We start from the raw sequence: 12,798 nt of genomic DNA, 5'->3' as shown, positions 1-12,798 counted from the left end.
CTACGCTGCGGGGCGCGCGAAGGTGATGACGAAGCGGCCGGACGAGGGCCGCGCCTCGCCTTCGGCGCCGGGCTCGAAGCGGTATTCGTAGTCGAGCATCGCCTCGTTGTTCAGGCACAGTTCGCGCGCCAGGTACAGGCCGAGCCCGGTCCCCTTCGAGCTGGTAGTGTAGAACGGCTCGAACAGGTGGGCGCGCACCTCTGGGGAGATGCCGGGACCGTCGTCCTGCACGTGCAGCTCGGGTGCCCGGGCGCCGCCGGCGGCGTGTACCACGAACATGCGGATCGACGCCGGCCGGCGGCTGGCATAGCGGGTGGCGTTGCCGAGCAGGTTGACCAGCACCTCGCGCAGGTGCAGCGGATCGAAGCGCACCGTCACGTCCGTGACGCCGCCGATATCGAGTACCGCCGGATCGAGCCGGTGCACCTCGTCGAACTCCTCCTTCAGCTCCGCCGCAAACGCGGCCAGCGCCAGCGGTTCGCCGTGGCCCTGCGCCTTGCGCGACAGCTGCAGGATGTCCTCCACCATGCGGTTCACGCGCGCCACGTTGTCGCTGATGATCTTCAGCAGGCGCACCTGCACCGGCCCCGCCATCTCCTCGGCCAGCAGCGACGTGGCATGGCCGATGGCCGACAGCGGGTTGCGCACCTCGTGCGCGATGCTGGCCGTGAGGCGGCCCATCGAGGCCAGCTTGAGCTGCTGCGCCTGGTTTTCGATGGCCGTCACGTCTTCCAGGAAGATCACGTTGCGCTCGATGCCCAGCTGCGCCGTATCGGCCGCCACGAAGCGCACCTTCAGGTGCGCCGCCAGGTCGGGCCGCGCGCTCCACGCGGCCGTCATGTCCTGCAGCGCCGGATCGGCATGGGGCTTGATGGTGATGTAGGCGGTATGGCGCTGCGGTGCGCCGCGCCAGTCTTCATAGGCCTGCGCCAGCGGATGCAGCGACGGCAGCGCGCCGAGCCGCAGGCCCGGCCCGCCCGTCAGGCCCAGCATCTGGCGCGCGGCCGGATTGCCGGCCTGCAGTTCGCCATCCGGCCCGACGACGACGATGCCGTCGCCCGCATGGGACATCACCAGGCTGTTGACGGCCTGCTGCACGCCGATCTCGAGGCCGCGCTGCACGGCCAGTTCCTCCTGGCCGATCAGCCGCGCCGCCATGCGGTTCGCCACCAGCACGGTGGCAAAGAAGGCCGCGCCGTACAGGCCGGCCTGCAGCATCGCCACGTCGCCGCCGGCCAGCACCTGCCAGGCCCCTTCGCCCAGCACGAACAGCGCGGCCAGCGCAGCACAGAAAAGAGAAAGGACCAGTGGCGCGAGGATCGCACAGCCGGCCAGCGGGAACAGGTAGAGGATGGCCAGGCCGCTGCGCGCACCGCCCGCCTCCGCATACAGCAGCGAGATGATGAACAGGTCGCAGGCCACCTGCCCCAGCAGCTGGGCCATGAAGCGGTGGCGCCACCAGGCGGCGGCCAGCAGGAACAGCAGCGCCAGCACGAGGTAGATCACGCAGGCCTGCGCGGACAGGAAATCGCCGCCGGCCTGCAGGCCGCGGCCGTCGAAACTGAGGTAGGCCAGCAGCACCAGCGCGATGACGACGCGGGTGCCGGTCAGCGTCTGCAGCGAACGCCAGAAGGTATCGCGCGAGGCCGGCGACAGCGCCTGGCCGGGCAGCGACAGGGCGGGATGCCGGCTCACCGTGCCGCCGCGCCGGGCCGGGGCTGCATCAGTGCGGCACGTGGGCCGGGCTGCAGTAATCGCGCCCGCCGGCCGGCACGTTCTCGGAAGCCGGGAAGTGCACGCCGCAGTGCGCGCACAGCAGCATCGTCTCGGGCGGCGCCACCTGGCGCGCCGGTTGCTGGGCCTCCTGCTGCTGTTGGTACTGCCGGCGGTACTCCTCCTGCTGCTTGCGGGCGGACTGGCGGATCTTGGCCCGGACCGCGAAATAGATCAGCAGCGCGAGCGCCACCCAGAACAGAAAACGACTCATGCATAACTCCGGTGTAGCACCACTTCAAGGACGAAACGGCTGCCGACATACGCCAGCAGCAAGGTGGCAAAGCCTGCCAGGGTAAACGACAGCGCCGTCTTGCCGCGCCAGCCGCGGAAGTGGCGGCCGGCCAGCAGCGCCGCGAACAGCAGCCACGACAGCAGCGTGAAGACGGATTTGTGGTCCCACTTCAGCGCCTGGCCGAACAGCTGCTCGGAAAACACGATGCCGGACAGGACGGTTAGACTGAGCAGCACGAAGCCGAAGCCGATCATGCGGAACAGCAGCTTCTCCATCGTCAGCAGCGCCGGCAGCTGGTCCAGCGCGGACGACAGGAACGTCACCTTCTCGGTGCGCGTGTGCAGCCGTGATTCCTGCAGCGCCATCAGCACGGCGTGGAAGGCGGCGATCGTCAGCGTGCTGTAGGCCAGCGTGGCAATCGCGATGTGCCAGCCGAACATCGGCGTGCGGCCTGCCAGGGCGATCAGCGCGCCGGGGAACAGCGCCTGCAGCGCGCAGGCGATGGCGGCCACCGGCATCACGATGCGGCGCAGGCCGTCCAGCGCGAAATTGCGGTTCTCGATCCAGTAGGCGCCCACCGAAATCCACAGTGCGGACGACAGCATCGCGGCAAACCCCAGCCGCAGCGAGCCGGGCACCACCACGTCCATCCACAGGCCGGCGCCATGCACCAGCCAGGCCAGCGCGGTGCCGGCGGCGATCGTTCTTGCCCGGTCGGCGGGGAGGAAGGCGCACACGAGATACAGCAGCGTGGCGGCGATCAGGAGATTGGTCTGCATCCGCGCAGTTTACACTAACGCGGCTTTGGCCATCAGCCGTGGCCTGTGGACAGGCACCTATTTTCGGGCAACACGCGTGTTGCCCGAAAATAGGTGCCTGTCCCCGATGTTAGTCCACCGCTGCCATCCGCAGCTCGTCGTTGTGATGCCGCTGCTGCTCCTCCATCACCAGCTGGCCCAGCTCGCGTTTCAGGGCGTTGAACTCGGGCGCGGCCGGGTCGCGCAGGCGCGGCAGCGGCACGACCAGGTCGCGCTTGACCGTGCCGGGACGATAGGTCATCACCACGATGCGGTCGGCCAGGTAGATCGCCTCCTCGATCGAGTGGGTGACGAAGACGATGGTCTTCTTCAGCTCCGCCCACAGGCGCAGCAGCTCGTCCTGCAGGTTGCGGCGGGTGAGCGCATCGAGGGCGCCGAACGGCTCGTCCATCAGCATGATCGGCGCATCCAGGGCCAGCACGCGCGCGATGGCCACCCGCTGGCGCATGCCGCCGGACAGGTCCTTCGGATAGCGGTGGCGGAAATCGGCCAGCGACAGCATGTGCAGCAGCTCGTCGACGGTGGCAAGGATCTGCGCCTTCGGCTGGCGCTTGATCTCCAGGCCGAACGCCACGTTGTCTTCCACCGTCATCCATGGGAACAGCGCGTATTCCTGGAACACCATACCGCGCTCCGGGCCGGGCGCCGTGACCAGCTGGCCGTCCGCCGTGATCATGCCGGCGGAAGGCAGCGCAAACCCGGCGATGGCGTTCAGCAGCGTCGACTTGCCGCAACCGGAAGGCCCCAGCAGGCAGACGAACTGGCCGCGCGGGATGCGCAGGTCGATGTCCTGCAGCGCGACGACCTCCCGTCCGCCCGTCGCGAACACCTTGCTCACGCCGGCCACCACCACATGCGCTTCGGCGGTGTCGGCGCGGGGATGCAGTTGTGCGTTCATTCAGTTCTCCAGTCCGCGGTGCCAGCGCAGCAGGTGGTTGTTCAGGCGGTTCATGCCCACGTCGATGGCCAGGCCGATCAGCCCGATGGTGATCATGCCGGCGATGACCTGGTCCGACTTGAAGTATTCGCGCGCCTCCAGGATGCGGAAGCCCAGGCCGTTGTTCACGGCGATCATCTCGGACACGATGACGACGATGAAGGCCGTGCCGATGCCGATCCGCACCCCCGACAAGATATAAGGCACCGCCGCCGGCAGGATCACGCGCAGGAACAGCGTGGTGCCGGAAGCGCCCAGGTTGCGCGCCGCGCGCAGGTAGATGCCGTCCACCTGGCGCACCCCGGCCACGGTATTCATCAGCACGGGGAAGAACGCCCCGAGCGCGATCAGGAACACGGCGGGCGGGTTGCCGATGCCGAACCACAGGATCGAAAGAGGAATGTAAGCGATGGGCGGGATCGGCCGCAGCAGCTGCACGAGGGGATTGAGCCAGGCATACACGCGCCGGCTGGCCCCCATCGCCAGCCCCGCCGGCAGCGCCAGCCCGGCGCCGACCAGGAAGCCGGTCGCCACGCGGTACAGGCTGCCCAGCGAATCGTGCAGCAGGTCGCCGGACAGCGCCCAGGCCAGCCACGACTGCGTGGCCGGATCGTGCGGCTGCAGCGGCAGCAGGTACTCGATCCACTTCGCCACCACCGCCAGCGGCGATGGCAGCACCTGCGGATTGACCCATTCGAAGTGCGACACCAGCTGCCACAGCGCGATCACGGCCGCCGGCACCACCAGGCCGATGCCGATCTCGCGCCATGCCACATGCGATGCGGAATGTGCCATCGCCGCCTCCTACTTCACGCCCAGGCTTTTCTTCGCCTGGTCCAGCAGGTCGGTGCGGACCCAGTCCTTCGCGGCCGGCGGGCGGCTCATGCGGCCGACACCCGTGCGGAACATGACGTCCGTGGTGGTCTGGATATGTTCCGGCGTGACGTCGTAGCTGTAGGGCGAATTGCCGATCGCATCCTCGAAGTCGTCCTTCGTGATCTGGCCCTTGAAGACCACCTCGCGCACGTACTTCTCGGCGGTGGCCTTGCTGTCGATGAAGGTCTTCGTCGCCTCCACGAAGCAGCGCATGAATTTCTCGGCAACCGGGCGGCGCTCTTTATAGAACTTCTCCGTCATGACCATCGTGCGCACCGGCGCGCCGATCGGCGTGTTGTACGGCTTCATGATCTCGCTGCCGAAGCCCTTGTTGATGGCCTGCGACGACTGCGGTTCGGACTGCATCATCGCGTCGATGTTCTTGCCCAGCAGCGCCTGGTTCAGGTCCGCATAGGCGAGGAACACCAGGCGCACGTCCTTGCCCGGCTGGTCGGACGCCGTCAGGCCGGCCTGCTGCAGTTCGGCCAGCAGCAGCACTTCCTGGATGCCGCCGCGCGTGACGCCCACGCGTTTGCCCTTCAGGTCGCGCAGCGATTTCAGGTTCAGGTCGGCGCGGCCCACCAGCCGCGCGCCGCCCTTCGCGAAGCCGGCCACCACGTAGATCGGCGCGCCGCCGGCCCGGCCGGAGATCGCCGCCTCGGAGGCCGTGGTGCCCACGTCGAGTTCCCCGGCAATGATGGCCTGCATCACATCGAGCCCCTTGGCGAACACGTGCTCCTCGACCTTGATGCCGCACTTCGGCGCGATCTCCTTTATATAGGACACCGCGCCGTAGTGCGCGAACTTCAGGTTGCCCAGCCTGACCACGTCCTGCGCCGCTGCCGCCGTGGCGGCCAGTACCAGCGTTGCTGCGACTGCAATCGATTTCAGTTTCATGCCTTCGTCTCCAGTGATCTCAGGCGGGGCCAGAAAGCGTGGCCAGACACTGCGCCGGGCATGGCCCCCGATGCCGCGCGCCACTCCCAACGATGCTACTCAGGAGAAATATTTTCTTTGACAAATCACAAGCTTTCGCTAGATAAGCAGCGAACTTCGTTACATTTAGAGACCATTCACACGACGCCCCGCGGCAAAAAGTGATTTTTGGTGAGAATATTTCCATCTTTCCTTAGAGATAATGCCGCTTCACATTTACCGGGATTGATGATGACCTCGACGATTTTCACGCTGCACGGCATGGCCAGGCTGGCCGCCGCCACGGCCCTTTCTCTCACCCTCTCCGCCTGCGGCGGTGGCGGCAGTGGCGGCGGCTCGGATACTGCCCCGCCACCGGTCACGCCACCTGCGATCACGCTGGCCGTGACCAGTTCCGCGCCCGCCACTACCGTCAGCGGCAAGGCCGTGACGCTGACCGCCAGCGGGGCCGGCAGCACGACGGTCAACTGGCAGCTCGCGGCCGGCAGTCCCGGCTCGCTGTCCGCCGCCACCGGCGAGAGCGTGCGCTACCTGGCGCCCGCCAGCGGTGCGACGACGGCCACGGCCACCATCACGGCCAGCGCCGGCAGCGCCACCAAATCGGTGACGGTGACGGTCTATCCGGATCCTGGCGCGCCGCGGCTGGACATCATCGCCGGCGATGCCGGCGGCATCGGCACGGTCGATGCGCGCGGCACGCTGGCGCGCTTCAGTACCCTGCGCGGGGTGGCGATGGAAGCCAGCGGCGGCGTGCTGGTGGCCGAGGACGGCGCGCTGCGCCGCGTGACCAGCGATGCCAGTGTTTCGACGCTGGCCCTGAATGCGCCGGCCGACGGTTTCCAGCGCACCAGCGTGGCGCCCCCGCCATCGGGCCTGCAGGCCCTGCTGGTCTTCGCGGAAGTGGACCGCGGTCCGGGCACCGTGCTGGTACGTCGGCTTGGTGGCGACGGCCAGGTGGCCACCCTGGCCACATTGACCATCGCGCCGGGCGATGACTTCCATCTGCTCGGCACCACAGACGGCACGCTCTACGGCATCCAGCACGAGCGCATCGTCACGATCTCGAGCACGGGCGCGGTCGCCACGCTGGTGGGCACGGTGACCGGCACCGCGCAGCCTGCTGCCGTCGACGGCACGGCCCGCGTGGCGCGGTTCGGCTCGATCAACGCAGTGGCCAGCGACCCGCAGGGCAATCTGTATGTCATCGACGGCACGCTGGTGCGCGAGGTGAGCCCTGCCGGTACGGTCACCACGCTGGCCGGCACCACCGTCGGCGGCCCCCCACAGGACGGCAACGGCAGCCAGGCGCGCTTCCTGGCGCCATTCGGCGTGGCCGTCGACATCCAGGGCAACCTGCTGGTGCTCGATACCATGAGCGGCAGCACCGGCACCGCGCTGCGCAAGGTCACGCAGGCCGGCGCCGTCACCAGCAGCGTGCTGGCGGGCGAAGCGCCGGCTGGCATCCTCGGCAATGGCAACACGCGCGTGATCATCGTGCGGAGCGCGCAGCTCGATACCCTGAATGCCGATGGCACCACCACGCCGTTCGCGGGCAACCAGCCGCGCACCGGGACGACCGTCAACGGTACCGGCACCGCGGCCCACATCGATGCGGCAACCTACCTGATGGCGGGCGACGGCCAGGGCAATCTGTACCTGGCCGACACGCCGGCGGCGAACGGCCAGGGCACGTACCCATCGGGCCTGACGCTGCGCAAGGTGACGCCGGACGGCGTGGTCAGCACCTTCCTCACCTCGGCCCTGGTCCACCGCCCCACCGGCCTCGTCAGCGATGCGAGCGGCAACCTGTATCTGTCGGAAGGCCAGGCGGCGGCGTTCGGTTCGCCCGGCTCCGGCGGCGGCGCCATCTACAAGATCACGCCGCAGGGTGCGATCGCGCTGCTCGCCGGCTCCGGCGAGCAGACCGATGCGAAGGTGGACGGCACCGGCAGTGCGGCACGCTTCATCCTGCCATCGCTGGTGGGCATCGATGCCGACGGCAACCTGTATGCGTCCGACCGGGTCTCGGTGACCGGCACGGGTGCGGGCGTGCCGGTGCCTTACCGTAAAATCACCCCGGCCGGCGTGGTCACCACGCTTGAAGCCTCGGCGCTGCCGGCCGGCCTGCGCACGGTCCGCGATGCGGACGGCAACGCCTACACGATCGAGGACCGGCTGGTGTACCGTACCACGCCGGCCGGCGTGAAGACGGTGGTGGCCGGTACCGCCGGTTCGTCCTTCACCTACGTGGGCGCGCTGCCCGGCAAACTGGAGAACCCGCGCGCGCTCGTGGCCACGGGACCGTACAGCTTCGCCCTGCTCTCCGGTTCGGCTGTCGTCCGCCTCGTCGTCCCGCATTGACGGCACGGTGTGATGCCTGCCGGCGTGGTGCCGCAAGGGCGCCACGCCGGCATCCGCCCTCTCCGGGGAGGCTGCCGCCACTGCCGCACTGAGGTAAAATGGCGCGATCCCGGGCGCCCTGCCCGTACTTTTTTTCTATCGGCCGACATGCTAGACAATCTGACTCAACGCCTCGCCAAGGTCGTCAAGACCATGCGCGGCGAGGCCCGCCTGACCGAGGCCAACACCGCCGAGATGCTGCGCGAAGTACGCCTTGCGCTGCTCGAGGCCGACGTGGCGCTGCCCGCCGTGCGCGAATTCATCGGCAAAGTAAAGGAAAAGGCCCTTGGCGAAGAGGTGCTCTCCTCGCTGACGCCGGGGCAGGCCCTGGTGGGCGTGGTGCAGCGCGAGCTGGGTGCGCTGATGGGCGCCGACCTGGGTCCCGAAGCGACGCAGCTGAGCTTTGCCCAGCAGCCGCCCGCGATCATCCTGATGGCCGGCCTGCAGGGTGTGGGTAAAACCACCACCGTCGGCAAGCTGGCCAAGTACCTGCGCGAAGAGAAGAAGAAGAAAGTGCTGACGGTATCGGCCGACGTTTACCGTCCCGCCGCGATCGCGCAGCTGCAGTCCGTAACAGGCCAGGTCGGCGCGGACTTCTTCCCGTCCACCGCGCAGGACAAGCCGGTCGATATCGCCCTGGCCGCGCTGGACTGGGCGAAGAAGCACTACCACGACGTGCTGATCATCGACACCGCCGGCCGCCTCGGTGTCGACGAAGAGATGATGAAGGAAATCGCCGCCGTGCACGGCGCCGTGAAGCCGGTCGAAACGCTGTTCGTCGTCGACGCGATGCTGGGCCAGGATGCCATCAACACGGCCAAGGCGTTCAACGACGCGCTGCCGCTGACGGGCATCGTGCTGACCAAGCTCGATGGCGATTCGCGCGGCGGTGCGGCGCTGTCCGTGCGTCACATCACGGGCAAGCCCATCAAGTTCGCCGGCGTGTCCGAGAAGCTGGACGGCCTGGAAGCGTTCGATCCGACCCGCATGGCCAGCCGCATCCTCGGCATGGGCGACATCATGGCGCTCGTCGAAGAGGCGCGCAAGGGTGTCGATGCGAAGGCCGCCGCCGATCTGGCTGCCAAGGTCAAGTCGGGCGGCAAGTTCGACATGAACGACTTCAAGGCGCAGCTGGGCCAGATGAAGAAGATGGGCGGCATGTCCAGCCTCGTCGACAAGCTGCCGGCGCAGTTCCAGCAGGCTGCCGGCGGTGCGAACATGGACCAGGCGGACAAGCAGGTGCGCCGCATGGTCGGCATCATCGATTCGATGACGCCGGCCGAACGTGCCAAGCCGGAACTGATCAAGGCCACCCGCAAGCGCCGCATCGCGGCCGGTGCCGGCGTGCAGGTGCAGGAAGTCAATCGCATGCTGAACCAGTTCGAGCAGATGCAGACGATGATGAAGAAGCTGTCCGGCGGCGGCATGATGAAGATGATGCGCTCGATGAAGGGCATGATGCCCGGCCTGCGCTGATCGGGCATCGCTGAAACGAGGCCATGGCTGCGTTGCGGCGCGCCCGAGCGACTGGGTTCGGAAATTAATACAAAGCTCCGCCCGTTCTTTCACCGCTTCAAACGCTGCCTGAACTGACAGGCGTTATGCGATGCGAATCGGTCAAATCACGATAAAACCGCCCTGCATGCGAGTGCAGGGCGGTTTTTTTCTTAGTTGGCTGTTCTTTACGTGTCGTTTCCCACAAAAAACGCGAAAAACGCTTGCATCCTTGTAAAAAGGCCACCAATATTAGCGAGCGATTGTATTGCGCAATTTTCCATGTGTTTGTTAAGGAGCCTGAATATGGCAACAGCCAAGAAATCCACGGCAGCACCAGCCAAGAAAGCCGCCGCTACCAAGGCGGCTCCGGCCAAGAAGGCCGCCGCTCCAGCGAAAGCTGCCGCAGCACCTGCAACGAAGCCCGCAGCAAAGAAGGCCGCAGCACCCGCAGCACGCAAGCCCAACGCAGCATTCATGAAAGAGATGACCCCGTCCGCCGACCTGTCGTCGGTAGTAGGCGCCACGCCACTGCCACGCACGGAAGTGACGAAGAAAGTCTGGGAATACATCAAGAAGCACAACCTGCAGGACGCAGCCAACCGTCGCATGATCAATGCCGACGACAAGCTGAAAGCCGTCTTCGGCGGCAAGGCGCAGGTCTCGATGTTCGAGATGACCAAGCTGATTTCGGATCACCTGAAATAACATGCACCGGCCAGCCCGGTCATGCGCGCCCCGGCACTGACCGGGGCTTTTTTTTGCCCGCACCGGCAATCACCACCAAGGGGACAGGCACCTATTTTGGAGCAACACGCGTGTTGCTCCAAAATAGGTGCCTGTCCCCGATCCTCGCAACGACTACCGCCAGTTATTCCACGCCTTCAGCACCGCATTCGGATACTCCGGCCGTCCGCGACTGCCGTTATACCGGCCCAGCGCCAGGAACAGATCGCCCCGCTCCATATCGACATACATGCGCAGGATCGCGCAGCCGTAGCGCAGGTTGGTCTGCATGTTGAACAGCTTGCGGCGGTCGCTGTCGCCGATCACGTTGGTCCAGAACGGCATCACCTGCATGTAGCCGCGCGCCCCCACCATCGACACGGCGTACTTGCGGTACGCCGATTCCACCTGGATCAGTCCCAGCACGAGCGAGGGCTCCAGGCCGGCACGGCGCGCCTCGTACCACACGGTTTCCAGGAACTCGCGCCGGTGCTGCTGGTCCGGCAGCTTGCGCTGCAGGCGTTCCGACATCTCGCCCAGCCACGTCTCGTAACGCTGCTGGTCCATCGGATTGGCGAAGGTGGGTTTCGGCGGCCGCGCGTCGAGGATCGCGTTGGACAGCGCCACGCGGACGGAATCGGCCAGCGCCTCTTCCTTCTGGTTGCCGGCGAAGCCGAACGGCGCGCACAGCACGCCGGTGGCAAACGCGAACGTGTGCCACCAGCGCAGCGGCAGCGCCCACCACCGGCGGCGTTCGCGGCCGCCGGCGTTGCCACCGCCATCCCTCCGGTGAGAGCGCCCCCGCGTCACTGCTGCACTTTGCCCTTGATGAAGTCCACGATGTCGGCCAGCGGCACGCTGGTCGCTTCCGTATCGCGGCGGCCCTGGTATTCCAGGTTGCCTTCCTTCAGGCCGCGGTCGCCGATGACGACGCGGTGCGGCACGCCGATCAGTTCCCAGTCGGCGAACATCTGGCCGGGACGCAGGCCGCGGTCGTCCACGATCACGTCGATGCCGGCCGCCAGCGCGGCAGCGTACAGCTTCTCCGTCTCCTCCTTCACCGCTTCGCTGCGGTCCATGCCCATCGGGCACAGCACCAGCTCGAACGGCGCGAGGGCGGTCGGCCAGACGATGCCCTTGTCGTCGAAGTTCTGCTCGATCGCGGCGCCCAGGATGCGCGTCACGCCGATGCCGTAGCAGCCCATCTGCAGCGGTGCCGGCTTGCCGTTTTCATCGAGGAAGGTGGCGTTCATCGCCGCCGAATACGCGGTGCCCAGCTGGAACACGTGGCCCACTTCGATACCGCGTTCGATAGCCAGCACGCCCTTGCCGTCCGGCGACGCATCGCCTTCGACGACATTGCGCAGGTCCGCCGTGATGTGCGGTTCGGCCACGTCGCGGCCCCAGTTGGCGCCCGTGTAGTGGAAGTCCGCCTCGTTGGCGCCCGTGACGAAGTCCGCCAGGTTGGCCACGGCGCGGTCGGCCACGACGGTCACCGGCGCCTGCGTGCCGATCGGGCCCAGGAAGCCCGGCACGCAGCCATACACTTCGGCGATTTCCTCCGTGCTGGAGAAGCGGTAGGTGCCCGTCAGGCCCGGCACCTTGGACGCCTTGATCTCGTTGAGCTCATGGTCGCCGCGCAGCAGCAGCATGAAATACTGTTTATCCAGTTTGCCGTCCTTCTCGGTTTCGGCCGTCAGCGCGATGGTCTTCACCGTCTGCGCCAGGTCGATGCCGAGCAGCTTCGCCACGTCCTCGCACTTGCTCGCTTTCGGCGTGGACGTCTTCACCAGCTCGGCCGTGGCGGCGGGACGGGTGCCCGTGGCCAGCGCCTCGGCCGCCTCCATGTTGGCCGCGTAGTCGGACGTCGGGCAGTAGACCAGGGCGTCCTCGCCGGTGCTGGCGATCACGTGGAATTCATGCGAACCCGTGCCGCCGATGGCGCCGTTGTCGGCCGCCACGGCGCGGAATTTCAGGCCGAAGCGCGTGAAGATCTTGGTGTACGCATCGAACATGATCTGGTAGGACTTCTGCATGCCGGCCAGGTCGCGGTCGAAGGAGTACGCATCCTTCATCGTGAACTCGCGGCCGCGCATCAGGCCGAAGCGGGGGCGGCGCTCGTCGCGGAACTTGGTCTGGATGTGATAGAAGTTCAGCGGCAGCTGGCGGTAGGACTTGATTTCGCCGCGCACCACGTCCGTGATCACTTCCTCGGAGGTGGGCTGGATGGCGAATTCGCGGCCGTGGCGGTCCTTCACGCGCATCAGCTCCGGGCCCATCTTGTCCCAGCGGCCCGTTTCCTGCCACAGCTCGGCAGGCTGCACGAGCGGCATCAGCAGCTCGATGGCGCCGGCGGCGTTCATCTCCTCGCGCACGATCGCCTCCACCTTGCGGATCACTTTCAGGCCCATCGGCATGTACGTGTAGATGCCGGAACCCAGGCGCTTGATCATGCCGGCCCGCATCATCAGTTTGTGGCTGACGATTTCAGCGTCCGAAGGCGCTTCTTTAAGTGTGGAAATAAAAAACCGTGACGCACGCATATCAGTGAATTCTTTTCAAAAAGAGAGGGTTATAATCAGCCTAATTTTAAAGGATTAGCT

Annotated in this window: 11 protein-coding genes; 3 read left to right on the top strand and 8 right to left on the bottom strand. The window is 66.7% G+C overall.

The window, feature by feature from the left end:
• The 6 genes from IP91_RS10580 to IP91_RS10555 form a co-directional block, all read right to left on the bottom strand.
• Positions 1-1,695 carry a sensor histidine kinase gene (locus IP91_RS10580; protein ID WP_229474243.1) on the bottom strand — a complete coding sequence of 565 codons (1,695 nt, stop codon included), beginning with the start codon at positions 1,693-1,695 and terminating at the stop codon, positions 1-3.
• 28 nt (positions 1,696-1,723) lie between these two features.
• Entirely contained in the window at positions 1,724-1,987 is a 264-nt protein-coding gene (locus IP91_RS10575) for a PP0621 family protein (RefSeq protein WP_145648939.1), read from the bottom strand.
• On the bottom strand, positions 1,984-2,787 hold the full coding sequence (locus tag IP91_RS10570; RefSeq protein ID WP_145648938.1) for a cytochrome C assembly family protein: 804 nt from the start codon (positions 2,785-2,787) through the stop codon (positions 1,984-1,986). The genes IP91_RS10575 and IP91_RS10570 overlap by 4 nt, the downstream gene beginning before the upstream one ends.
• Before the next feature lie 109 nt (positions 2,788-2,896).
• The gene (locus IP91_RS10565) at positions 2,897-3,724 is read right to left on the bottom strand and encodes an ABC transporter ATP-binding protein (RefSeq protein WP_145648937.1); all 828 of its coding nucleotides are present in this window, start codon (positions 3,722-3,724) and stop codon (positions 2,897-2,899) included.
• Positions 3,725-4,558 carry an ABC transporter permease gene (locus IP91_RS10560; protein ID WP_145648936.1) on the bottom strand — a complete coding sequence of 278 codons (834 nt, stop codon included), beginning with the start codon at positions 4,556-4,558 and terminating at the stop codon, positions 3,725-3,727.
• A gap of 9 nt (positions 4,559-4,567) precedes the next feature.
• The gene (locus IP91_RS10555) at positions 4,568-5,536 is read right to left on the bottom strand and encodes an ABC transporter substrate-binding protein (protein WP_145648935.1); all 969 of its coding nucleotides are present in this window, start codon (positions 5,534-5,536) and stop codon (positions 4,568-4,570) included.
• A gap of 270 nt (positions 5,537-5,806) precedes the next feature.
• Here IP91_RS10555 and IP91_RS10550 point away from each other — a divergent pair, with 270 nt between their 5' ends.
• The 3 genes from IP91_RS10550 (at position 5,807) to IP91_RS10540 (ending at position 10,177) form a co-directional block, all read left to right on the top strand.
• Positions 5,807-7,936, top strand: coding sequence for an NHL repeat-containing protein (locus IP91_RS10550; RefSeq protein ID WP_145648934.1), 2,130 nt, complete (start codon positions 5,807-5,809; stop codon positions 7,934-7,936).
• 147 nt (positions 7,937-8,083) lie between these two features.
• Positions 8,084-9,451 (top strand): signal recognition particle protein, encoded by a 1,368-nt coding sequence (ffh, locus tag IP91_RS10545; protein WP_145648933.1) that lies wholly within the window; start codon positions 8,084-8,086, stop codon positions 9,449-9,451.
• 324 nt (positions 9,452-9,775) lie between these two features.
• On the top strand, positions 9,776-10,177 hold the full coding sequence (locus IP91_RS10540) for an SWIB/MDM2 domain-containing protein (protein WP_145648932.1): 402 nt from the start codon (positions 9,776-9,778) through the stop codon (positions 10,175-10,177).
• 153 nt (positions 10,178-10,330) lie between these two features.
• Here IP91_RS10540 and IP91_RS10535 read toward each other — a convergent pair whose 3' ends face one another.
• The gene (locus tag IP91_RS10535) at positions 10,331-10,924 is read right to left on the bottom strand and encodes a lytic transglycosylase domain-containing protein (protein WP_145649267.1); all 594 of its coding nucleotides are present in this window, start codon (positions 10,922-10,924) and stop codon (positions 10,331-10,333) included.
• Between the two features lie 77 nt (positions 10,925-11,001).
• Positions 11,002-12,738, bottom strand: coding sequence for a proline--tRNA ligase (locus tag IP91_RS10530; RefSeq protein ID WP_145648931.1), 1,737 nt, complete (start codon positions 12,736-12,738; stop codon positions 11,002-11,004).
• Positions 12,739-12,798: the final 60 nt, after the last annotated feature.

The sequence above is a fragment of the Pseudoduganella lurida genome, assembly GCF_007830455.1.
Taxonomy (GTDB): domain Bacteria; phylum Pseudomonadota; class Gammaproteobacteria; order Burkholderiales; family Burkholderiaceae_D; genus Rugamonas; species Rugamonas lurida.
Note: the sequence above shows the minus strand (reverse complement) of the source record. Positions and strands in the feature narration are given on the sequence as shown.